This window comes from Holdemanella porci (assembly GCF_019052655.1).
GTDB classification, from domain to species: Bacteria; Bacillota_I; Bacilli_A; order Erysipelotrichales; family Erysipelotrichaceae; genus Holdemanella; species Holdemanella hominis.
In genome coordinates this window covers 12,670-35,858 of sequence record NZ_JAHQVB010000015.1, presented here as the reverse complement: position 1 = coordinate 35,858, position 23,189 = coordinate 12,670, and the positions used below count along the sequence as shown (strand labels likewise).

Sequence of the window (23,189 nt, the reverse complement as noted above, 5' to 3'; positions counted from 1 at the left end):
ACTATTATTATACGCTATTTCTCGTCAAAAATCAACCATTTGTTGTGACAGAGCCAAACAAAAAAAGAATTATTATGAATTGAAAAAAATGGAATATGGCTTGGAATTACAAGCGATTCAAAGAAACAACTCTATCTTGTATCCATATAAGATTCAAAAGAATTTGACGTTGTACTTTGATGAATATAGAAATGTTGAATTAGAATATTTGAAACATAAAAAACAGTTCGATAAGAATCAAAATACGTTATTGTTATATGATGAATATCTTGAAAGATTATCGAATTGTCAAAGTCGTTTATTAAAACGATTTTCACATTTAGCACAAATCAATGAATCTGGGCAACATAATGAAGATTCTATGATTTCAGGAACTGAGCAATTGCCAGATTTTGGTGGTTATGAATCGTGGCAACAAAATGGTATGTCTTGTTTGGTGGATGGAAATTATGAAATTGATTCATATAGTTCTTTTTGGCAAAATCCGGTTGAAAATGGTACAATCAGTGCTGGATGCTGGTCCTATCCGGATGGAGGTCTTCATTTAGGTTTGGATATCGCAAGTGCCATGTATAGTGATGTGTTAGCGGTTGCCAATGGTATCATATTGTATGCCCATGCACCAGTGGATTCGAACAATGGATATTTAGGAAACTGGTGTGGATGGCCAAATGGTGGTGGAAATACCATTTGTATGGTGGTTGCCGTAAATGATAGACTTTATGCGATTAGTTATGCGCATTTATCCAATGAAATCTATGTGACAAGTGGCCAGCAAGTCAGTCAAGGTACAGTTATAGCGAAAAGTGGGAACAGTGGCAATTCAACGGGGCCTCATACGCATGTAGAGGTATTTGAATTAAAACAGGATCTCAATTCAATCGTAGAATATTTTAGAAACAGCGGTGCTGATTTTTCTTTTGGATGTGGCTATAGTGAGGCTGCAACATGCTCAGGCTATGCTTGTCGCATTGATCCTGAGACCGTTTTGGAGGGTGTATGAGTCAAGAAATGTATTTTTCTCGCATGCAAGAATTATTAAAAGATGAATATAATGCCTATATTGAATCTTTATCGAAACCTTTATATCGTGGTATGCGTATTAATTTAAAGAAGGCAGAATTGAATGAATTTGATTATTTGGATAATCCGAGTCAGTTCTGTAAGGAAAGCTATTATGTAGATAAGCCGTTGGGAAATCATCCTTTCCATATTTGTGGCTGTTTTTATCTGCAAGAACCAAGTGCTTCAAGTGCTGTTGAAATTTTAGATGTACAAGAAGATGATTATGTATTGGATTTATGTGCAGCACCAGGGGGAAAGAGTACGCAGATCGCATCACATTTAAAAAGTGGCTATTTAGTATCAAATGAAATTGATGCGAAGCGTGCCCAGATCCTTTTGTCTAATATAGAGCGTATGGGTGTGAAAAATGTGGCAGTAACTAATACAAGTGTAGATAAGCTTACGAAGGTGTTTGATGCTTGTTTTGACAAGATTTTAGTGGACGCCCCTTGTAGTGGTGAGGGGATGATCAAAAAGCATGATATTGCCCTAAATAATTGGAGCATTGAAAATATTGAACTTTGTGCGACTCGTCAAAAAGAAATATTAGAACATGCCTATTCCATGTTGAAACCGGGCGGTACTTTGGTGTATTCAACCTGTACATATGCTTTAGAAGAAGATGAAGATGTTGTCATAGATTTTTTAGAAAAACATGAGGATATGGTCTTGATGGATCCTGAAGTTTCGTGGGGAAGAAAAGGGTTAAAAGACTTGAATGTGCGTCGTATCTTTCCGATGGATGGTGGTGAGGGTCATTTCATTGCGAAATTCAAGAAACAATCAGGTGTTGCAGGTAAACTTCCAGTTCTAAAATTAAAAAAAATAGATAATGTGACTCAGAAATTTTTAAAGGAACAATTGAATACATTACCAAACTATTACTATATAGATAAGGATAGAGTATATGGTATGGATGTTCCGTTTGTGGATTTTAAAAAGATAAAAGTATTACGTCAAGGCGTATATTTAGGGGATGTCATTAAGAATCGTTTTGAGCCATGTCATTCTTTTTATATGGTTGCAGATTTTGACTATAAAAGAAAAGTGGATGTAACTCTAGAAGAAATGGACCTTTTTATGCATGGTGAAGTTTTACAAAAGGAATGCGAAAAAGGGTATGTGGCTGTATGTTTTAAGGGACATCCGTTTGGCTTTGGCAAGAGTGATGGAAAACAAATTAAAAACAAGATTCCTAAAGGACTTCGTTTATTGCCAAATTCACGTGTAAATATAGACTAAAAATGCCAGGAAATTTATTCCTGGCATTTTTTTGCGATTTCTTTTGCGACATTAAAATAGTCTTCTAATTGATCGTCACTTGGTGTGTAACATTGATTGATCACATCGTGACATGATTCGATTCCAGATTGTTGCATTCTTGTATCGATTTCTTTGGCAACTTGGTTAAACCATCCGTATGCAGCAAAGGCCAACCCTTTTTTGTTCTTAAATTTACATGGACGAATGTGTTCAAGGAAAGCGGCTACACTTGGTGCCATGACATTGTTGTAGGTTCCAGATCCAATACATACAACTTTGGCATCCATGATTTCGCGCATCACAATACTAGATTTTGTATCCGATAATTGATAGACTTTTACATCCATATCAGCATCGCTGAATCCTTCGGCTAAGCTTTCAGCAATCTGTTGCGTATGTTTCCATACGGATTCATATACAATAACAGCTTTGTTTGCGGCTTTTTGTGTTGCGATATCTTTATATGTTTCAATAATATCTGCAATATAATCTTTCCAGATAATACCATGTGCCGGCATGATATATTCAATGTCTAAATTCATGCCTAGAATTAGATTTAATTTAGCCTGCACTGGTGTTGTATATGGTAAAACAATATTCGCAAAGTATTCTTTGGCTTGTTTTAAACAATATGCTTTATCCAATCCTTCATCGGTTAGATTAAAGTTTACAATGTGCTGTCCAAAGGCATCGTTTGAGAATACTGTTTTTAACTGTGGACAATATGTCAACATGTTGTCTGGCCAGTGAATCATTTGCATTTCGACAAAGACAAAGTCATATTTTCCTGTGTTGATTGTATCATTTGTCTTTACGACCTGATATGGAACTTGATCAAAGTATTGTTCAATCATATTCTTCTTTCCAGAAATAGATGCGTAAACTTTTGCGTTTGGATATTTGGCATATACTTTTTTAAATCCACCCGAATGATCTGGTTCTGTATGTTGAACAACAATATTGTCAATTTCTCTTCCTTGAAGTACAGATTCAACTCTTTCCAATAGTTCTTCTGTGAATTCTTCTTCGACTGTATCAAAAAGTGTGACTTCATCATCTACAACTAAGTAGGCATTATATGTACAACCTTCATCAATTGGATATAAATCACCATGGAAGTGGCGGTTATTTAAGTCTCTAACCCCAACCCAGTACACGTTATCTATAATTTTTTTAGCTCTTTTCATTTTTGTTCACCTCTTCTTTTTATTGTATAATTATTTAGAGAATATGTCTATTCATTTGCATCTTTTATATTTTTTGAATAAAAAATATAAAAAGTCAACTAAAAAGTGTAAGTGTTTTCTTTTATAAAGAGTATAATAATAGTTAGGAGGAATTGTCGATATGATTATTCAAAGTAAAAGAATTTGGGTCGTAAATACATGGTTGGCAGCCCAAGTTGAAGTAGAAGAAGGAAAGATTGTTAATATCTATCCATATGGCGAAAAAGAAGTGGATGAGGATTATGGAGATAAACGAATTATCCCAGGATTTATCGATGTACACACACATGGTGCTTATGGATTTGATACTAATGATGCGAATGAAGAAGGCCTTCGTAACTGGATGAAAAATATTGTTAAAGAAGGGGTTACAGGTATTCTTCCAACAACAATCACACAGTCTGAAGAAGTTTTGACAAATGCGGTTAAAAATGTTGCGAAAGTTGTTGAAGAAGGGTATGAAGGTGCAGAAATTTTAGGTATTCACTTTGAAGGACCTTATTTGGATCAAGTATATAAGGGAGCACAACCTGAACAGTATTGTGTAAAACCAGATCTTGAACAATTCAAACGTTACTTGGCAGCTTCTAATAATTTAATTAAAATCGTGACTATGGCTTGTGAACACGATGATAACTATGAATTAACTAAATTCTTACGCGCAAATGGAATTGTGTGTAGTCAAGGTCACTCAGGAGCCACTTTTGAACAGGCTCGTTTAGCCATTGCGAATGGTGCAAACTCAATGACTCACGTATTCAATGGTATGACTAAATTCCATCACCGTGAACCAGGATTAGTTGGTGCTGCAATGCGTTATAGAGATGTATATGGTGAAATCATCTGTGATGGAAACCACTCAACTTATGAAGCATTAAACGACTTCTTTACAGCTAAAGGAGCAAACCACTGTATTATGATCACTGACTCATTAATGGTTAAGGGACTACCTGTTGGTACAAAAGTATTGTTTGGTGGAAATGAAATCGAATTATATCCAGATGGAAGTGCACACTTAACAGATACGAAAGGTCTTGCGGGATCTACATTGCATGTCAACGATGGACTTCGTATTTTAGTAGAAAAAGCAATGGTTCCTTGGCAAACAGCTATCAATGCTTGTACATTGAACCCGGCTCGTATGTTGAATGTAGATGATCGTAAAGGATCGATTCAAACTGGAAAAGATGCAGATTTAGTTGTATTAAATGATGACTATTCTGTTGAAATGACATATGTAAAAGGTCAAAAAGCATTCTAATATAATAAAAGCACATTTAATGTGCTTTTATTATGTTTTCGTGTTTTATAGTATCATCTAGTTTATTATCGGTGATAATCATGTCAAAATCATCAATATTGGCTATTTTTGACATATACTTCTTATGGAATTTTGTATGGTCTGCCATACAAATTTTTTTATTGGAAGAATCAAGAATCGCTTTTTTAACTAAAGCATCACTCATGCTGGGAATGGATACGCCATAGTCTAAGTCAAGGCCTAATACGGAAATAAAGGCTTTATCGATATAATAGTTTTGAAAGAATTGAATGGTGCTTTCAGATAGAGCTGCCTGAGTTACAGGATTATAGGTGCCTGGAGCCATAATGATTTTCGCCTTGGTATTTCGATCTACATAGTGAAGAATCTTCCAGAAATTTGTAAAGATTGTGATTTTTTTATGGTGTATACGTTTAAAGAGCTCAAGGCAGGTTGTACCACAATCCAAATAGATAGAATCTCCATCTTGAATGAGTGTACTAGCATAAATCGCGATTTCTTTTTTATCCGATTGTGATATACCTTCTTTGATTTCAAAGGAAGGCTCAGTTGAACTAGACTCATTGAGTGTGGCTCCTCCATAGCGCTTTGTGGCGAGTCCTTGGTTTTCTAGACTATCTAAATCTCTTCGTATGGTCATTAAGGAAACGGAGTATACTTTTGCGAGTTCACTTACTTGTACGGTTTTATCTTTTTTTAGTTTTTCATAGATTTCATATCTTCTTTGTGTTGTGTTCATGATTCTATTAAAGCACAAAAAGAAACAGAAGGGAACATGTTTATTTGTGTTCTTTTGAAATAAATTGTTTGATGTGAAAAGGTTATTGAATCAAAATTTTTCTGGTGTTAGTATACAGATGAACTTAAGGAGGATCTATTATGGAATTAATTATCGATTCATCAAATATTGAACAAATTAAAGAACTAAATGAGTTATTAACAATTACGGGTGTTACGACAAACCCTACAATATTAACAAAATCGAATAGAGAAGCAATGGATGTAGTAAAAGATCTTTGTGAGGTGTTGAGCGAAGATCAATTGTTGTTTATTCAAACGGTACAGACCTCTTTTGAAGGTATTATGGAAGAGGCAAAAATGATTTCTTCCATTCGTAATAAAAATATGTATGTAAAGATTCCGGTTACACATGAGGGCTTAAGAGCTATTAAAGAATGTAAAAAGTTAGGAATTCACACATTGGCTACTGCCATTTATACAGCGGATCAGGCTTTTTTAGCTGCAATGGATGGAGCTGAATATTTAGCACCTTATACAAATCGAATGTGTAATTATGGAGATGGTGTTCAGAATGTAAAAGACTTGATTGAAATGTTGAGAGTGAATCATATGCCGGCTAAAGTGATTGCGGCAAGCTTTAAAAATACATATCAAGTACATGAATTGATCAAGGCTGGAATTCAAGCTGTAACTGTTCCTTGTGATGTTTTATATCAAATGATTGATCATCCAGGAACAAAGATTGCGGTGGGTGAATTTAGCGTAAATTGGCAAAGAGCTTATAATCGTAATACATTGGAAAAGTAGAGAAATCTACTTTTCTTTTTAAAAAATAATTAGCACTTAAGTGTTGACAGTGCCAAAAATGGTGTTATACTATCATTAGCAATCACAAAGAGTGAGTGCTAAGCGCAAGGAGGTGCTTATTTATGAATATCGATCAAATGTCAGAGCGTTTGCAGAAGATTTTAATGGATGCCATTAATTTGGCAAAATCCAACCAACATCCAAGTGTAGATACTGTGGATATGTTGGAAACGATTTTTAAGGATGATGTATTGGACGGCTTGTTTGAGCGTATTGGCTTGGATAAAGGTCGTGCTTTACAGATGGCTCAACAAGAATCTAATCGTGTCGCAAAGAGCTCAACAAGTAATATAAATTTATCCAATGAAGTGCAGAAATCGTTTGAAGATGCGCAAAACTGGGCGAGTCAACATGATGAAACTTATCTTTCAGTAGCTAGTGTATTCTTAGCTCTATTGTTTAATCGTTCTTATATTTCTAAAGAATTGGTAAGAACTTTTAACTTGAATAAGGATGCTTGCTACAAAGCTGAATTAGAGCGTCGTAATGGTAAAAAATTTGATACGCCAAATTCAGAAGAGAATGTAGAAGCTTTAAAGAAATATGGTCGTGATCTAGTTCAGGATGTGCGTGATGGTAAGATTGATCCAATTATTGGACGTGATGATGAAATTCGACGTGTTATGCAGATTTTATCTCGTAAGACAAAGAACAACCCTGTTTTGATTGGTGAACCTGGTGTTGGTAAGACAGCTGTTGTTGAAGGGATCGCATGGCGTATTATGAAGGGGGATGTGCCTGAGTCATTAAAAGAGAAACGCTTGATTGAATTGGATATGGGATCTTTGATTGCCGGTGCTAAGTATCGTGGTGAATTTGAGGAGCGTTTAAAATCCATTTTGGATGAAGTTAAAAAATCGGATGGACAAATCATCTTGTTTATTGATGAAATTCATAACTTGGTTGGTGCAGGTAAAACCGAAGGTAGTATGGATGCGGCTAACTTATTAAAGCCAATGTTAGCGCGTGGTGAACTACATTGTATTGGTGCAACAACTTTCAATGAATATCGTAAATATATTGAAAAGGATGCCGCTTTAGAGCGTCGTTTCCAAAAAGTACAAGTTGCTCAGCCAAGTGTAGAGGATACAATCAGTATTTTGCGTGGATTAAAAGATCGTTTTGAAAGTTATCATGGTGTACGTATTTTGGATGAAGCTTTAATTGCGGCAGCTACTATGTCCGATCGTTATATCACGGATCGTTTCTTACCAGATAAGGCAATTGACTTAGTGGATGAGGCTTGTGCTACGTTAAAGGTTGAAATGGAAAGTATGCCTCAAGAGTTGGATGAATTACAGCGTAAGATTTTACAACTTCAAATTGAAAAGACTTCTCTACAAAAAGAAGAAGATAAAAGGGCTATTGAGCGTCGTGAAGAAATTGAAAGTGAATTAGCTTCTTTACAATCAAAGCGTGATGAAATGCATTCTAAGTGGGAAGACGAAAAACATGGCTTGGCTAATGAAAAAGAGGATAAACAACGTTTGGAGAAAGCTCGTTTGGATTTAGAGCAAGCGCGTAATGAAGCTCGTTACGAAGATGCTGCTAAACTTCAATATGGCACGATTCCAGAATTAGAGGCTCGTATTCAAAAAGAGCAGGCAAGTCAAAAAGAGGATGCTTTGATTCAAGAAACGGTCAATGAAGAATTGATTGCGAAAATCGTTTCTAGATGGACAGGCGTTGAAGTGACTCGTTTGGTTGCCTCTGAAAGAGATAAATTATTGAATTTGAAGGAAGAACTTGAAAAACGTGTTGTTGGTCAAAATGAAGCTCTAGAACTTGTAACAGATGCAATCTTGCGTTCTAAAGCACAGATTCAAGATGAGAATCGTCCAATTGGATCGTTCATGTTCTTAGGTCCAACTGGTGTTGGTAAAACGGAGGTTGCCAAGGCTTTGGCTGAACAGTTATTTGACGATGAAAGACATATTGTGCGTATTGATATGAGTGAATACATGGAAAAACACAGTGTGGCACGATTAATTGGTGCACCTCCTGGATATGTAGGATACGATGAGGGAGGTCAATTAACGGAAGCTGTTCGTCGTAATCCATATAGTATTGTCTTGTTTGATGAAATCGAAAAGGCGCATCCAGATGTATTCAATGTGTTACTTCAAATTCTTGATGATGGTCGTATTACAGACTCGAAAGGTGTTACGGTAGATTTTAAGAATACAATTATTATCTTAACATCTAACTTAGGTAGCCAATATGCCTTTGAATCTGGTGATGTACATGATAAATATATGGAAGAAGTAAAGCGTCACTTTAAACCAGAATTCATTAACCGTATCGATGAAATTATTGTGTTCAACGCATTAGATGATTCGGCCTTTATTAAGATTGCCCACAAGTTTGTCGGCTTGCTACAAAAACGTTTGGCTGAACGTGACATTACATTGAATGTAAGTGATGCTGTATACAATCAGATCGCAAAGATGGGGGTAGATCCTGTATATGGTGCTCGTCCTATGAAGCGTTATATCCAAAGAAATCTTGAGACACAGATTGCCAAGGAAATGATTAAGACTGGCGCTATGCAAGGGGATGTAATCCATGTAGATTGTCAAAATGGCGAGTATACATTTGATATTCAAGGAAGATAGTGAATTATCTTCCTTTCTTTTCTTATTTAGAGGTATAATAGTTTCAGGAAGTGTGCGCCAGTTCGGTGCCAAATATATAACTGGTGGGAATCCAGTCTGGTAAAACCTAGCAAGTTGCCAGTACCAAGTCCTTGGAGCACCAAAGGCTAACAACGGTGTTTAAGCGTAGGACAGGAAACAGGAACGCCGTAATGCGTAAGCGTGAAGTGATTGAGCTCCGTTAGAATTATCGATTGTGTGGGGTGGTCTACTACTTTCTTGGGTCACCAACAAGGATTAGTCGCTAAAGCGAGACTATGAAAACACACCGGAGTCCTAGAGCACGGCATACCTGATATTGTTATATTTGAAATACCTGGGAGGCCTGGATGGTTCTGTACATGAGACAGTAGGGAGTATCGGTCAATGCAATGATGAGTATGAACGAAGACCATTGAGGAGTCGGATTCGTCTATAGTACCATGGAAAGCAGTAATGACGCTAGAGGGAAGGGACGGACAATAAGTTGCTTTTGCAATCAAAACATAGAAAGCACAGGAGGCAAGTAATCTATGGAAAAAGAGAAAGCAGAAATAGCCAATCTCGTAGCAAGATATGACAGAGTACAGTCGTTAATGAAATATGTAAACAATGACACACTCAAGGAATCCTACAAAAAGCAACCGAAAGGAAAAGCGGTTGGAGTTGACGGGGTAACCAAGGAGCAATATGGAGAAAACATAGACGAAAATATTGAAAATCTGTTAATCAGAATGAAGAAATTTTCTTATAGGCCTTATCCAGTGTGCAGAGCCTTTATACCGAAAGGAAATGGGAAAATGCGCGGACTAGGCATTCCATCATTTGAGGATAAAGTTGTGCAAGGAGTCTTCAAGGAGATTCTAGAGGCAATCTATGAACCCAAATTCAAAGATTTCTCTTTTGGGTTTCGTCCAAACAGGAGTTGTCACGATGCAATACAGAGAGTGAACAAACATATCATGGCTAATAAGGTTAATTACATCTTAGACGCAGATATTAAAGGATTCTTCGACAACATCGACCATGATTGGATGATAAATTTTTTAGAGCATGACATAGCAGACAAGAATTTTATCAGATACATCAAACGATTTCTGATTGGTGGAGTTATGGAAGATGGTAAAACGACTGGCTACAGATTCAGGAAAAGTACAGGGAGGATTAATATCACCAGTACTGGAAATGTGTATCTACATTATGTACTTGATACATGGTTCGATTATGTAAAGAAACGTGAATTCAGGGGCGAAATGTATATGGTACGCTATGCAGATGATTTTGTATGTCTGTTTCAATACGAGAATGAAGCGCAAAAGTTTTATCAGCTTTTAATAGAGAGACTAAAGAAGTTTGGTCTTGAAATTGCAGAAGATAAAAGCAGAATACTACCCTTTGGCAGATACAAGGGAACAAAGGAATCCTTTGATTTTCTTGGATTTACACATTACAATGCGAAAAGTCATTGGGGCAAATATTGTGTACTGCATAGAACAAGCAAGAAGAAGTTGAAAATGAAAAGAGAAGCCATTAAGAGATGGTTATGGGAACATATGCACGAAAGCATTAAGGATACCATTGAAGCGTTGAATGTGAGATTAACAGGACATTACAGATATTATGGAATTTATGGTAACTATGTCGGTCTACTAAAGTTCTATAAATATGTTCTAGTAGAATTGCGTAAAAGCAAGAGACGCAGAGACCAGACTAACTGGTTAACTTGGAATAAATATATAAATATCCTAAAGATACATCTACTGGAGTGTCCTAAGATATATTTAAATAGTGCTTATTAGGTGAATAATTTGTTGAAGAGCCGTATGCCTTAATAGGGCACGTGCGGTTCTGTGAGGGGCTTTTGAGACTTGAACCTCTCATCGCGAAATTATTTTATATTGATGAAAGGGGTGAAGGTCGAGACAAAGTCTACTCGACGATGTTATGTCTTTAAAAGATTGGATTCAAGAAAGTCATAATATAGTATTTTTTGGTGGTGCTGGTGTGTCTACAGAAAGTAACATTCCAGATTTTCGTAGTGATAATGGATTATATAAAAAGAAGTATCCATATCCGGCTGAGATTATGTTGTCACATAGTTTTTATTTAAGTCATCCTAAAGAATTCTTTGATTTTTATTTTAATCAGATGATTTATCCAGATGCCCAACCTAATAAGGCGCATCATGCTCTTTCAAAGCTTGAAAAAATGGGAAAGCTAAAAGGGATTGTGACACAGAATATTGATGGCTTACATCAGATGGCAGGTTCTAAAAAGGTCTATGAATTGCATGGAAGTGTTTTAAGAAATACTTGTACGCATTGTCAAACAAAATATTCTCTAGAGGATATGATGAAACTAAGAGATAATGAAGGTATTCCTAGATGTAGCAAGTGTGGTGCCATCATTAAGCCAGATGTTGTTTTGTATGAAGAAGGCTTAGATGAATATACATTGTATTCGGCTATTCATGCGATTGAGCAGGCAGATCTTTTAATTGTAGGTGGTACAAGTCTTGTCGTATATCCTGCGGCTGGTTTAATTAACTATTTTCATGGCAAACATTTGGTTTTGATCAATAAAGACAGTACAAATATGGATTCAAAGGCGGATCTTGTTATTCATGATTCGATTGGTAAGGTTTTAGATGATTCACTATGTGAAGTTTATGTGAAATAAACACTAAACTTGAAATTTAGACATAAATAAACTAAAATTTTATCATGTCAGAAAGAAACAAGAAATCTTTTATCCGTGATGGATTATATAACATAGAAAGAACAATGCAGTTAGACCCAGCAGCACATTCAAAATGGGAAGTGTTTTGGTTGTATCCACATATTAAGGCAATTGGTTTACATCGTATTGCCCATTGGTTTTGGGTGCGTAATCATACATTTATTGCGCGTTGGGTAAGTAATCGAGCAAGGCATTGGACAGGAATTGAAATTCACCCTGGTGCTGTGATTGGTCGTGGTTTGATGATTGATCATGGTATCGGAGTTGTGATTGGTGAAACGGCAATTATCGGGGATGATTGTCAGCTTTATCATGGTGTCACACTTGGTGGTACAGGAAAGCAACATGTCAAAAGACATCCAACTTTAGAGGATGGTGTATATATTGGCTGTGGAGCAAAATGTTTAGGAAATATCACTTTGAAAAAGGGATGTCGTGTAGGGGCAAATGCGGTCGTCTTAGAAGATGTTCCTGAAGGGGCAACTGCAGTAGGAATTCCTGCAAGAATTATAGAGAAGAAATAGGTGGTTGTATGTGGAAATATCGTTGTAAATCCCATTTAATAGCTTTAGTTGTAGCTTTTTTAGTTGGACTTTGCTTATGTGCGGTTGTATTTGCGAGTGGTATCGATATGAGTTCGGATATGTTGTCGAGTTCATTAAGTTCTGTACCAGGTGTAGATACAGAATCACTGAAACAGGTTTTAACGTATCTGCAAAATAATATGTGGATCTTATATGTAGGTGATGCCTTATTGATTTCAGGAATCATCAATATCATTTATATTGGACAATATGTAACAGCGCGATTCAACATTAGCCCATGGATCGTTATGTGTTTGATTTTCTTTTTACCTGAATACATGATCTATATTGGTGCCATTTTGGTTGTGCCTGCATTTGTTGTATGTATTTATGGAATGTTAAGTTTGCGCAAAAGCATTTCGAAAGAACGTCGCGAATTTAATTTTACAAGCGATGATGAATTGGTTCGTATATATAAGATTCATCATGAATTGGATGAGTCTTATAAGGATCTTGCAAAGACTTGTCGTAAAAATGTTCGTAAATTAACAGGTATCTATGCGTTAGGCATTGTTGCCTTATTTGCAATTTTAATTGCCGTAAATAATATGATGCTTCTAGCTGTATTATTGATGTTCTACTTATTTGCGTTTAATTTAGTGTTACGTTATCGTGCTGTATCCCTTTTACCAATCACAAAATTATTATATGAAGATTGTAATCCTGAGGCTTGTGCGAGTGCCATTATTTACTATTGCACAAATTCAAAGGGACATACGCGCTTGAGCCAGCATACATTGCTTGCACAATGCTTGATTTATTTAAATGATGCTGAACTTGCTCAAGATGTATTGATCAGTTATCCGCGTAAGGATGCTGCGAGTTCTTTACAATATTGGTCATTGATGTCGTATATTTATTATATGTTGAAGGATGAAGAGGCTTTATCTCGTTGTAAAGAAGAGGCGCAAAATATTCGTCTTCATTATGGACGTGCTGGTGTCATGATTCAAAGTGAAGAAATGGCGGCCATTGAAAATAAGATTCATCTTATGGATGGGGATTTGAATACTTGTAAGAAATATTATTTACAAGGTCTACAAAGAGCGAATTTTCCTTTCCAGCAAGTAGATTCATGTTACTATATTGCTTTGATCTCCTTTGTAGAAGAAGATTATAAATTGGCTCGCTTATATTTTGAAAAAGTACTTGAGCTTGGAAATCGTATGTATTTTGTGAAAAAAGCGAAAAACTACTTAGATAAGATTGAAAAGATCAATCCTGAAACATCCAGTGATGAAGTAGAATATTCGTAGTAAATGAAAAATAGATTTCGCAAAAGCCAGTAATGTGGCCAAACATAAATGTGAACACAAAACTCAATCCAATGTTGATAAAAAACAGGATTGAGTTTTTATTTAAGTGAACCGGAATATAAAGAAACCATTCAAGGATAAAACAGGCTACAAAAAGAATGGAAAGCCATACGTGAAGGTCTTTTAAAAGTGTTATATCGTTATAGGGAATACTACATGAAAGAATCATGCCTAAACAGATTAAGACATGATTTTTTTTATTGTAATTTACGTTATATTTTTCCCATATTTTTTTTGAATAATAATAAAATCCAATTGCCGAACTAAACGCCCATAGAAATAAATATATGGGGTGATGTAGTTGATTTCCTATATACGTCTGATTGTCATAGAAGATGTCAATCCAGCAAAATGGAAGGAAATTCAGGATGGTTTGAATTAAATAAACGTGAATATATGTTATAAATTTCATCATTGTTTCATTTTAGACAAAAAAACTCAAAAAATCAAAAAAATAATGAAAGTTTTCTGGAAAAAGTATTAAAAAAAACGTTTAAGAGTATGGAGGTGATGAGATGTCCGAATGGATTGAACAAGATCACATGGATGATAATCACTTGTATGTTCATTTGAAAAATCCAGAATTACTCGACCTATCCATTTTTGATCGATTATCGAACGATGATTTTTGTCTGCCTTGTATGTTGACAAACGAAAAAACGGCATCGATGGTGTATGCGATAGAAGGCTATATTCCTTTACATGATTTTTTAAGTCAGTATGTGTTTGAAAAAGAAGAAGGCTATATATTCTTGCATCAGTTATTTGAACAAGCCATCGCATCCAATCGCAATAAACCAGTTCTATTTGATCCAGACTACGTATTTGTCTCTAGTTTTGGAGATCGCTTTGCGTTTGTCGTGGTGCCCATTCAAATATCGAACTGGATGTTTCAAAAGGATATGTCAGAAAAATGGGTGGAGTATATCGCAAAAACGATGCAGACTACAACCGCTTTTGAAATTCCTGGATTTTTATTGAAGTTTTTAAAGAGTGCTGAGTTTAGTTTACCCAATCTTGTCTTAGGTCTGGATAATATACGAAATTTATATTATCCGAAAAAGTTATTTTTCTTTAAAAACAAGAGAATGCAGACATTTAAAGTCAAAGAACCCATACAAGCTTTCCATAAAGAGAAGCCTGTTGAATCTGTTTTGGAAGAAAAAACACAGCTTTTACAAGTAAAAATAGATTTTTATGCCTACCTATTATGCGATCAGGAAAAATATGCATTGTGCAATGAAATCAATCTAGTAGGAAGAGCGATGGTATGTGATGTCCGTATACAGGATGCGAGTATATCTTTAAAACATGCCAAGATCGTATGTGAAAATGATCGGTACTATATACAAGATCTAAAGAGTACGAATAAGACGTATCTGAACGAAAAAGAAGTGAAACGCAAGATGCGATTAAAAGATGGAATGACGATAAGATTTGGTGATGTCGTGTGTGAATTTAAAGAACAATAGATATAAGGTCGTACATACCTATAATGCCAATGTTTATCGTGTTATGGATGAATTTAGTACATGTGTTTATATTTTAAAAATCTGTCCAGATTATGAAACAGAACGATATAAACATCAATTTAAAACAGAGATCAATGTGCTCTCTAACTTAAATTCGATCCATGTCCCTAGCTTGATCACTTGTTTTGAAGAAGACTTTGCACAATATTTTGTCGAAACGTATATTCCAGGAATCAACGCAAGACAATACTTTCAAAACCATCGTTGTTTATTCAAAAAGTATCGTTTGCTAATTGATGTTTTAAAAGTCTTGCAAGACCTGCATCAGATTGGCTATCTCTATATTGATTTAAAACTTGAAAATATTATTTATTATCAGAACCATTTTTATTTAATTGATTTTAACGCATGTATTGAAAATCACTCACATGTGGCAGTGATGGCTTCAAAATCTAATTGTGCACCTGAATTATTAACATTGAGTGAAAAGGATATTCGTTGTGATATCTATGCACTTGGTTCTTTGATTCAAGAACTTTTCGGCATAAGTATGATGCCCATAGTTCTTTTGTGTCATCAAAAACAAGAGCGAAGAATATCTCGATTATCTACATTTAAGAACTTGATCTTTATACATATCATCATTCGAATCTTGCTTGTACTTTCTATATGTATTCTGTCTGTCTTCAGTACAAGTCCAAAAAGTGTCTTTGATGCGTACTACACCCATCATCAAATTGCCTTATTTGAAAAAGCGTATAAAGAGTCTGATAAACAAGATCGTTTATATACGTGGATCTCTAATGGATGGATCTTGGATGAAGTATATGTCAATGAACAAGCATCTTTATTTTTAATGGAGGAGGCAATAGCGACAAAAGATGCTACTTTGATTCGATATGTATATGATCGTGTTTCTTTAAATAAATGGCCAGAGCTTCAAGCACTTGTGCTGGTGTATTTAAATCCGGATGCCGCACATATTGATACGTGTGTTAAGCTGGTTAATTCAAATAACTTGCTTCTAAAAGATAAATTGAACGTGTTAAATCAATGTCTTCAGTTTGGTCTACATAAAGAAATCAAAATTTCGATTCAACCGATTAAAGACTGGATTGAAAGTATAAGTCCAGAGACATTAAAAACGTATCAAGCCGAATTTGAAAATCTAGGATGTAATTACTTGGAATATGTACTTTTATTACGAAATAAGGAGAGTGAAAATATGGAAATTCCAGTGGTTTTTATTGACAATTTAAAAAGTGAAAGATGGAAAGATCTTTATGAATTTTGGAGGAGTTTATGATTTCTCTACAAGATGTTGAATATACAGATTTTATATATTGGCAGGAAACAGAAAACTTTATAAATGGTGTGGCCTCTGCGACAGGGAATATTGAGTTGTTCTTTGATGAAAAAGTGGATCGAGATTCCAGTTTAGTTATTTATGATGGCAAAGAAATTGATTTAAACAACGAACATACTTTTATCGATATTCAAAAAGAAGGAATCACACAGCTTGTATATATTTTAAAAGATGTAGATGGCTATGCGTTACAGGAAGGTGAAAAGACAATTCTATTAGATACGACAATGCCAGATATTGTATTTAATACAAATAATCAAAAGATTCTGGATGTACTTCCTTTAGAAGATAAAGAAACCGTTCATGTAAAGATATTCGAACAAAATTTGAAAAGTATTGAAGTTTATTTAGATGATGAACAAATGGATTGTGAAGAACTTGAATTTGATGTGGATGTTACATCCAAAAATCAATCATTACGAATAATCTGTACAGATATTGCACAAAATAAGTTGGAAAGAGAAATTAAAATTTTACCTATTAAATATCCTGAATGTTTATTAAATTCTGTCGTGTACACAAAAGAAAATCATTCTAACATGCAATTTGAATCTGTATGTAAACAGGCTTTTAACCTGCATGTGTATTGTGATGGTATATATTACTATTCACTTGATTTAGAAGACAAAAATCAAGTGTTGATTGATCATTCAAAAAATGGAAAGTATACATTTGAGTTAGAACATAAAGAGTATCCACAATTTAAAAAAAGTATCGAAGGCTCTATTGAATATTCCAATATTTTGCCAATAATCACATTAACTCCTTCAAGTAAGCTATCTAATGAGGATGTCATTGTGAAAGCAATCCGTAATGTATCTAAATTAGAAATAGGATATATAGATGTGGATCTCAATGGTATTAAAACGCGCTATGCGCTCAATGAAACGATTCATTTACCGGCCATACATAATCAGGATGTCATCTATTGTGTGAGTGCGTATGCCAAAGATATATATGGACATGAGGTAAGTGATCAAATTTATGTTCAAATCGATAAAAAAGCCCCTTCAAGTCAGTTGTTTATGAATAATGAAAGGGTTGTGGATCGCATGAATATAAAGAAACGCCCCAGCCTAGAATACAAGTATGATGCTTCAAATGCGTATATGCGGGTGGAATACTATTTAAATGATACTTTCATGGATATGGATTTTGAGAAAGTCTTTAATCGTATGGTCAAAGATGATGTATTAAAAATTGTGACATATACAAATGATGTGCTGATGAACCTAGAAAAGAAAGAATATGAATTTGTATTTAGTCCCGATAAAGAGATTGAAATGGTTTCAAAAAGTGAACAAGTTCTAGAAAAAGATGAAGTGGTTGAATTTGAACGTGTCTGGGTTGTAAATGACGATAATGAAGTGGTCTTAAAAAAGAATAAGAAACATATTCAAAAGGTTTCTAAGCCCAAAATTCACTATACGCGTAAAAAGAATAAGGTACAAATATGGTCTGAAGATAAGATCGAGTATGTTTTAGTCAATGGTAAGCGTGTACAGATTGAAAAAGATGTGATGGGACATGATTTTGTCGAGATTTCATTAAAAAAGAAAAAGACCTCAATTGAGGTAAAGACAAAGCATCGCAAAGTATTAAAAAAAGAAGAAATCAAAAGGTCAGCTGTGAGAATCACCTCTATACAGAAAATAAGAATGTGGCTCAAACAAATCTTTAAATTATGATCAAACTATGGCTATACACAGACAAATCCTGCCACTACTTTGACTTGAACTGCACAAAGTCATTTTCAAAGTACTTCTTTGAAAAAAGAAGGAATGGTGTGTGTATTGTATGGAACCAATCTAAAAAAATATTGAGATATGGCGAATCGTGTATTCTAGATGAAGTTTTATTTTATTTAGAAGAAATAGAAAGTACAATGTGCCATTTTCCAATTTCTAAAAAGATAAAGGTTGGAAGAAGTGAAGCATGTGATATTCAATTATGTACGAATGGAGTGTCCAGGTATCATTTTCAAATTGAAGAAGGTGTATTACAGGATTTTGATAGTTTAAACGGTACGTATGTCAATTCGAAACGAGTTAAAAGATGCAGCCTTTGTATGCAGGATGAGATTGTGTTTGCGAACATTCGCATGATTTATTTTAAAGATTATGTACTTTTGGATATGGTCAACAATCCTTATAGTAATGTAGAGCTAGATCGTAAAAATGCAACATATTATCCGTACTGTTTAAATATTGAAATGCCAAAGGTTCAAAAATTTGATATTCAGATGCCACAAATTATGCGTACAGTTCAAAAACAAAGTCTATTTAGTGCGATAGGACCGAGTTGTATGATCGCAAGTTCTGGTTTTGTCTCCTCCATTTTGATTGGATATCTTCAAAAACAAAGAATAGAATCACTCTTCACAAGTATGATCAGCTCTTTGACAATGGCATTTACTTTTATGGTGTATGGCCTTTACAACCGGAATTATCAATACAAATTAAGTGTAAAAGAGAGCAAAAAAAGTATCGATATGTATAATGCCTACATAGAGAAGATGTATGAAAAGGGTGTTATATCTAAAGGTACATTTAAAAAACAGATGGATGAATATATTACTAAATATATCGATACATACCAACACGAAAACAGAGATGTGATTTATGTAGGGTGTGCATACAATGCATGGTGCAAAATAAGTTATCGTGAAGTTTCGTATGAATATGCACTTGATGAGTTGATGCAAAAAAGAGAACAGTTAATCTCAAACTTAAATCAATTTGTACAATTTCCTATATTTTTAAGACAAGGCGAAGCTTGTTGGATTCAAGGAGATGTGAAGTCAAGTGTTATTTTATTTGAAAATTATTTGTGGTATTCCAAACAAAAACGTAAATGGGTATGGCTTCAGGAGTTTGATGGAATGAAACAAATTCTTTTAAATCCCTATTGTGCTATTTGTGAAAAAATCGATGCCGATACAATAGTCGTTGATATAGAAGGAAAATATCTTCCTAAGTCGTATTATTGTTTGATTTATGTGGGAAAACAAAAACCATCTTTCCATTATGACTACCAAATTGAAACAATTGCGATAACAGAATTAGGCTTGGATCGAAAACGATTTGTATTGCGGAATGAAGATTCAAATTTCTATGATCAACTAATCAAAATAGGTCCTGTTCGAAAATCTGAGTATGTAATGAAAGTTCCAGTAGGTATTGATGAGTCCCAACAAATTGTTGTTATGGATTTTCAAGAGTATGGGCCTCATGGCTTAGTTGCAGGAATGACAGGTTTTGGCAAGAGTGAATTTATTAGTTTTCTTTTGATGATGCTGATATGGCATAATACACCTCAACAATTTCAATATGTATTGATTGATTTTAAGGGCGGTGCTTTTGGACAACCCTTTTATGAATTTGCGCATTGTGCAGGAATTGTGACCAATTTAGATGCACAATCTATGGAACGTTTTTTTCAGAGCATGAATTATGAATTGGAGAAAAGACAGCGCTTGTTCTTAAAAGAAAAAGTATCGGATATTCATTCCTACAATAAGATCTGTACAATGTCACATTTATGGATCTTTGTGGATGAATTTGCCCAATTGAAAATGCGATTTCCACAATTTATGTCACAACTGCAGGAAATTGCACGAATTGGAAGATCACTAGGCATCCATTTGGTTTTAAGCACACAAAAACCTTCTGGTATCATTGATGATCAAGTTTGGTCCAATACAACTTGGCGGGCCTGTTTTCATGTGAGTAGTGTACAAGATAGTCGGGAAATACTTCAAAATGAAATGGCGTATCATTTAAAAAATCCAGGAGATATGATTCTTCAGCACCAACAAAAGAATCAATCTTGTCGAAGTTTTTATTTACAAAGTTCAATAGATGAAATATGTTGGCGTGAAATCAATGAGAAAAAAGAAGTACTGCATTCAAAACATCATGCGGGTAAGCGTGTCATGGATGTATTAAAGGATCAAATTCATGATTTAAAGGAAGCAAGAGAATGGGTGTTGTTGCCTAAAGATATTCCTGAATATGTATTTGGTGTGTTAGATCTTCCTTTTGAACAAAGACAATGTGAAATTGAATTTATGTCAATACAGTTGTTTTATACAAAAAGTCTAGATATTGTATATCGTTTGATCAAATATTTTGAAAATGAAACGATCTATGTCTATGGAACAAATATGTTGGATTCCTATGTAGATTTTAGTTTCTTTCAATCTCGCTATTTTTCAAAGATTCATGAAGGTGTTTGTATCATTTTCGAAGATGAGAATTTGGATCTTTCTGAATTGGATGAACATGTAATTTCGTTTGTGGTTACGAATAATGAAACCACAAATTTGAAATGGATCTTAAATAAGTATGTATTTGATATAGAGAGTTTAGATGATAAACGGATATTCTTTGACACCTACCATCTGCCTTCGTATCTAAATATGACGCTGTATCACAATGCATATGTTGAAATTTTATATCGAAAGATAAAAGAAACAGATCTTAAAACAAGAGCTACAAAATCGATGATATTTAATAAGGATAAAAATTGTATTGGTTTTGAATGTAAAGGCGATCGACCGGTTTTTATGGATGAAACAAAAAAGTTATTCATTTTATATATGCATACGGATTATGTGCATGTAGTAAATTGTATATGTGAGAGTTTAGCACATTTAAAAATTACGAGTGATTGGCATCAAGAGAGTGATGTATATGTCGTGTGTGTAGATGTGAGTTTATTGAATGAGGATGCATTTCAAAAGAAACTATACAATGCTCAAATTGTATGGGTTGGTTATGGTTTAAAAGAATATGGATATATGTTAAAGCGAAAGCTTCCATATGAACATTTTGATTGTGTCTTTTTTAAAGATCAAAATGAAGGGGTTGGTATTTGTGAATGAGGTTGGTATATATTTGTCACTTGATCTAAGAATGGTATATGTATCTCAATTGTATGTTGTAAAAATGTTTTTGAATGAGTTTTTAGGTTATGAAATACAGTATGTGTTTAATGTGACAGGAAATTATTTTTTAGATTTAAATAAAACGTTTCAAGAAAATCAAATCGCTTATGGCGATATCTTAATCTACGGGAGGTAAAAATGAAAATATCAGTGGATTATTCCGAAGTATATCAGGCAAGTGTCTATGTGAAAAACAAAGCGGATAGCTATAATGATCTAATTCAGAATCTTTATAAAAAAGTGGAGCAGATGCAAAGTATCTGGCAGGGGGTGGATCATTTAGCTTTTCAAAATCAGCTAGAAGAATTTAGACCTTCATTAAATGAAATGTATCAAGTAATTCTAGAATACAGCAATGTATTGAAGCAGACAGCTTCGGTTTACGAACAGCTTCAACAAGATCGTGTTGCACAAGCTAGATTGTTGTTGTAGAAGGAGAAAAGTATGGCACAAATTCAAATATCAAGTGAAGATGTAATGGCATATTCTAAGCAGGTGGATACGTATGCCAATGAGATTCGAACTGTATTTAACGAAATTGAATCCAGAATGTATTATGTGGAATCTATTTGGCAATCTCCAGCTTCGAAATACTTTATGGAACAATTTCAAACGTTGAATCCAGCAATGATGTCGTATTTAGATACGTTAGCACGCTTTTCTACGTATTTACATCAAACCGCAAATCTATATCAGGAAAACGAACAATCTTTGATGCGTTATGAATGAGATAAATTTCTACAATGCCTTGTCTAGTGATTTAAATGCGTTGTTAAATCAGACAAAAAATATTGTATCGAATGAAGAGTTTGTCTATGTGAATCAAAAGGTCAGTCGAATTCAATATTTAATTCAAATTCAGATGCAGGGGATTATGAATCGTGAACGGCGATAGTATAGCTTGTCAAAATCTAAGTCTTGAATATAAGGCGCTCGCTTCTAGGCCTCTATCTTCAAAAGATCCGACAATTAATGAAAGGCAATATCGCATCGCAAAAGAAATAATGGATATTGCGAATTATTTATCGAAGAGCGCATCTTTAATTGAGTCTTGCGAGCACAAACAAAGTGCTTGGAAACCTGGAAAGGTGAATTTGATCAAGTATACAAACTTGAATTTAGTTTCACAATTGACAAAACAGAGTCGCTATTCGTATGGTTCGATTCGTTATACAAAGTCATTTAAAGAATGGAATAAAAATTACACAAAGCCTTATTTCCATGTAGGGGCCAATGCCACACTTCTTGATGGAGAAATTAAATCGAGTATCAGTGCAAGAATATGGAAGAACAAGAAATTTGATCCGCGTATAGTATTAAATGCAGAGTCAAGTCTAGCGTTATTATCTTCTACAGTAAATGCGCGTATTGGAAATTCAAAAGTCTATGCGAGCGCTCGAGCAACAGGGCAAGTTGGTGTTGCGTATGCGACTTGTAAAGCTGCTTTTTCTAGGAAAGAACAGTCGTTTGAAGCTGGAGTTGGTGTTGCAGCCTTACGAGGCGAAACACGTTGTGTATTGAACATTCTTGGGGCGAAAGTCACTTTAACAGCACAAGGAAGTGTAGGTAGTGCAGAGGCCAATTTCTCTTATCATTTTTCTAGCAGGGAGTGGGAAATCGGCTCAAAACTTGGCTTTATTGCGGGACTGGGCTTTAAAATCAACGTAAGTTATTAGAAAGGAGTCGG

At 34.7% G+C, this 23,189-nt stretch carries 20 protein-coding genes; 18 read left to right on the top strand and 2 right to left on the bottom strand.

The window, feature by feature from the left end; all coding sequences use genetic code 11:
* Positions 1 to 1,003, top strand: a 1,003-nt coding sequence (locus tag KTQ83_RS04515; RefSeq protein WP_217285026.1) for a M23 family metallopeptidase, incomplete at its 5' end; no start/stop codon positions are given.
* Positions 1,000 to 2,307 carry an RsmF rRNA methyltransferase first C-terminal domain-containing protein gene (locus KTQ83_RS04510; RefSeq protein WP_217256107.1) on the top strand — a complete coding sequence of 436 codons (1,308 nt, stop codon included), beginning with the start codon at positions 1,000 to 1,002 and terminating at the stop codon, positions 2,305 to 2,307. The genes KTQ83_RS04515 and KTQ83_RS04510, both read left to right, overlap by 4 nt.
* Positions 2,308 to 2,321: 14 nt before the next feature.
* On the opposite strand, the gene KTQ83_RS04505 is transcribed toward KTQ83_RS04510, so the two are convergent.
* Complete coding sequence (locus KTQ83_RS04505) at positions 2,322 to 3,515, bottom strand: FprA family A-type flavoprotein (RefSeq protein ID WP_217256106.1); 1,194 nt, start codon at positions 3,513 to 3,515, stop codon at positions 2,322 to 2,324.
* A gap of 160 nt (positions 3,516 to 3,675) precedes the next feature.
* On the opposite strand from KTQ83_RS04505, the gene nagA reads away from it, so the two are divergent.
* Positions 3,676 to 4,815 carry an N-acetylglucosamine-6-phosphate deacetylase gene (nagA, locus tag KTQ83_RS04500; RefSeq protein WP_117924209.1) on the top strand — a complete coding sequence of 380 codons (1,140 nt, stop codon included), beginning with the start codon at positions 3,676 to 3,678 and terminating at the stop codon, positions 4,813 to 4,815.
* 16 nt (positions 4,816 to 4,831) lie between these two features.
* Here the strand turns inward: nagA and KTQ83_RS04495 are convergent, their stop codons facing one another.
* Complete coding sequence (locus KTQ83_RS04495) at positions 4,832 to 5,575, bottom strand: DeoR/GlpR family DNA-binding transcription regulator (RefSeq protein ID WP_117924208.1); 744 nt, start codon at positions 5,573 to 5,575, stop codon at positions 4,832 to 4,834.
* Between the two features lie 140 nt (positions 5,576 to 5,715).
* Between KTQ83_RS04495 and KTQ83_RS04490 the strand changes: the two genes are divergently transcribed.
* The 15 genes from KTQ83_RS04490 (at position 5,716) to KTQ83_RS04420 (ending at position 23,178) form a co-directional block, all read left to right on the top strand.
* On the top strand, positions 5,716 to 6,384 hold the full coding sequence (locus KTQ83_RS04490; RefSeq protein ID WP_186998792.1) for a transaldolase family protein: 669 nt from the start codon (positions 5,716 to 5,718) through the stop codon (positions 6,382 to 6,384).
* Positions 6,385 to 6,506: 122 nt separating this feature from the next.
* Positions 6,507 to 9,059 carry an ATP-dependent Clp protease ATP-binding subunit gene (locus KTQ83_RS04485; protein ID WP_186998793.1) on the top strand — a complete coding sequence of 851 codons (2,553 nt, stop codon included), beginning with the start codon at positions 6,507 to 6,509 and terminating at the stop codon, positions 9,057 to 9,059.
* A 551-nt stretch (positions 9,060 to 9,610) separates the two neighbouring features.
* Entirely contained in the window at positions 9,611 to 10,876 is a 1,266-nt protein-coding gene (ltrA, locus tag KTQ83_RS04480; protein WP_217256105.1) for a group II intron reverse transcriptase/maturase, read from the top strand.
* 145 nt (positions 10,877 to 11,021) lie between these two features.
* On the top strand, positions 11,022 to 11,756 hold the full coding sequence (locus tag KTQ83_RS04475; protein WP_117924202.1) for an NAD-dependent protein deacylase: 735 nt from the start codon (positions 11,022 to 11,024) through the stop codon (positions 11,754 to 11,756).
* 44 nt (positions 11,757 to 11,800) lie between these two features.
* Positions 11,801 to 12,340, top strand: a complete 540-nt coding sequence (gene epsC, locus KTQ83_RS04470) for a serine O-acetyltransferase EpsC (RefSeq protein ID WP_117924200.1) — start codon at positions 11,801 to 11,803, stop codon at positions 12,338 to 12,340.
* A gap of 8 nt (positions 12,341 to 12,348) precedes the next feature.
* On the top strand, positions 12,349 to 13,656 hold the full coding sequence (locus KTQ83_RS04465) for a hypothetical protein (protein ID WP_186998794.1): 1,308 nt from the start codon (positions 12,349 to 12,351) through the stop codon (positions 13,654 to 13,656).
* Between the two features lie 575 nt (positions 13,657 to 14,231).
* Positions 14,232 to 15,188, top strand: coding sequence for an FHA domain-containing protein (locus KTQ83_RS04460; RefSeq protein WP_217256104.1), 957 nt, complete (start codon positions 14,232 to 14,234; stop codon positions 15,186 to 15,188).
* Complete coding sequence (locus KTQ83_RS04455; protein ID WP_217256103.1) at positions 15,169 to 16,494, top strand: protein kinase family protein; 1,326 nt, start codon at positions 15,169 to 15,171, stop codon at positions 16,492 to 16,494. Before KTQ83_RS04460 ends, KTQ83_RS04455 begins: the two co-directional genes overlap by 20 nt.
* Entirely contained in the window at positions 16,491 to 18,242 is a 1,752-nt protein-coding gene (locus tag KTQ83_RS04450; RefSeq protein ID WP_186998796.1) for a hypothetical protein, read from the top strand. The genes KTQ83_RS04455 and KTQ83_RS04450 overlap by 4 nt, the downstream gene beginning before the upstream one ends.
* 98 nt (positions 18,243 to 18,340) lie before the next feature.
* The gene (locus KTQ83_RS04445) at positions 18,341 to 21,439 is read left to right on the top strand and encodes an FHA domain-containing protein (RefSeq protein WP_217256102.1); all 3,099 of its coding nucleotides are present in this window, start codon (positions 18,341 to 18,343) and stop codon (positions 21,437 to 21,439) included.
* Positions 21,414 to 21,638 carry a hypothetical protein gene (locus KTQ83_RS04440; RefSeq protein WP_147346761.1) on the top strand — a complete coding sequence of 75 codons (225 nt, stop codon included), beginning with the start codon at positions 21,414 to 21,416 and terminating at the stop codon, positions 21,636 to 21,638. Before KTQ83_RS04445 ends, KTQ83_RS04440 begins: the two co-directional genes overlap by 26 nt.
* A 2-nt stretch (positions 21,639 to 21,640) precedes the next feature.
* Complete coding sequence (locus KTQ83_RS04435; protein WP_117924184.1) at positions 21,641 to 21,934, top strand: WXG100 family type VII secretion target; 294 nt, start codon at positions 21,641 to 21,643, stop codon at positions 21,932 to 21,934.
* 12 nt (positions 21,935 to 21,946) lie between these two features.
* Positions 21,947 to 22,231, top strand: coding sequence for a WXG100 family type VII secretion target (locus tag KTQ83_RS04430; RefSeq protein WP_186998799.1), 285 nt, complete (start codon positions 21,947 to 21,949; stop codon positions 22,229 to 22,231).
* Positions 22,224 to 22,397: a hypothetical protein gene (locus KTQ83_RS04425; protein WP_154555723.1), complete on the top strand. Its 174-nt coding sequence runs from the start codon at positions 22,224 to 22,226 to the stop codon at positions 22,395 to 22,397. The genes KTQ83_RS04430 and KTQ83_RS04425 overlap by 8 nt, the downstream gene beginning before the upstream one ends.
* Entirely contained in the window at positions 22,384 to 23,178 is a 795-nt protein-coding gene (locus KTQ83_RS04420; RefSeq protein ID WP_186998800.1) for a hypothetical protein, read from the top strand. The genes KTQ83_RS04425 and KTQ83_RS04420 overlap by 14 nt, the downstream gene beginning before the upstream one ends.
* The last annotated feature ends 11 nt before the right edge of the window (positions 23,179 to 23,189 follow it).

Excerpts from the sequence above, each read along its gene's own strand:
- KTQ83_RS04425 (WP_154555723.1), top strand. The coding sequence starts at position 22,224 with ATGAATGAGATAAATTTCTACAATGCCTTGTCTAGTGATTTAAATGCG.
- KTQ83_RS04435 (WP_117924184.1), top strand. The coding sequence starts at position 21,641 with ATGAAAATATCAGTGGATTATTCCGAAGTATATCAGGCAAGTGTCTAT.
- KTQ83_RS04475 (WP_117924202.1), top strand. The coding sequence starts at position 11,022 with ATGTCTTTAAAAGATTGGATTCAAGAAAGTCATAATATAGTATTTTTT.
- KTQ83_RS04510 (WP_217256107.1), top strand. The coding sequence starts at position 1,000 with ATGAGTCAAGAAATGTATTTTTCTCGCATGCAAGAATTATTAAAAGAT.
- KTQ83_RS04440 (WP_147346761.1), top strand. The coding sequence starts at position 21,414 with ATGAAGGGGTTGGTATTTGTGAATGAGGTTGGTATATATTTGTCACTT.
- KTQ83_RS04450 (WP_186998796.1), top strand. The coding sequence starts at position 16,491 with ATGATTTCTCTACAAGATGTTGAATATACAGATTTTATATATTGGCAG.
- KTQ83_RS04430 (WP_186998799.1), top strand. The coding sequence starts at position 21,947 with ATGGCACAAATTCAAATATCAAGTGAAGATGTAATGGCATATTCTAAG.
- KTQ83_RS04465 (WP_186998794.1), top strand. The coding sequence starts at position 12,349 with ATGTGGAAATATCGTTGTAAATCCCATTTAATAGCTTTAGTTGTAGCT.
- KTQ83_RS04490 (WP_186998792.1), top strand. The coding sequence starts at position 5,716 with ATGGAATTAATTATCGATTCATCAAATATTGAACAAATTAAAGAACTA.
- KTQ83_RS04460 (WP_217256104.1), top strand. The coding sequence starts at position 14,232 with ATGTCCGAATGGATTGAACAAGATCACATGGATGATAATCACTTGTAT.
- KTQ83_RS04485 (WP_186998793.1), top strand. The coding sequence starts at position 6,507 with ATGAATATCGATCAAATGTCAGAGCGTTTGCAGAAGATTTTAATGGAT.
- ltrA (WP_217256105.1), top strand. The coding sequence starts at position 9,611 with ATGGAAAAAGAGAAAGCAGAAATAGCCAATCTCGTAGCAAGATATGAC.
- KTQ83_RS04495 (WP_117924208.1), bottom strand. The coding sequence starts at position 5,575 with ATGAACACAACACAAAGAAGATATGAAATCTATGAAAAACTAAAAAAA.
- KTQ83_RS04505 (WP_217256106.1), bottom strand. The coding sequence starts at position 3,515 with ATGAAAAGAGCTAAAAAAATTATAGATAACGTGTACTGGGTTGGGGTT.
- nagA (WP_117924209.1), top strand. The coding sequence starts at position 3,676 with ATGATTATTCAAAGTAAAAGAATTTGGGTCGTAAATACATGGTTGGCA.
- epsC (WP_117924200.1), top strand. The coding sequence starts at position 11,801 with ATGTCAGAAAGAAACAAGAAATCTTTTATCCGTGATGGATTATATAAC.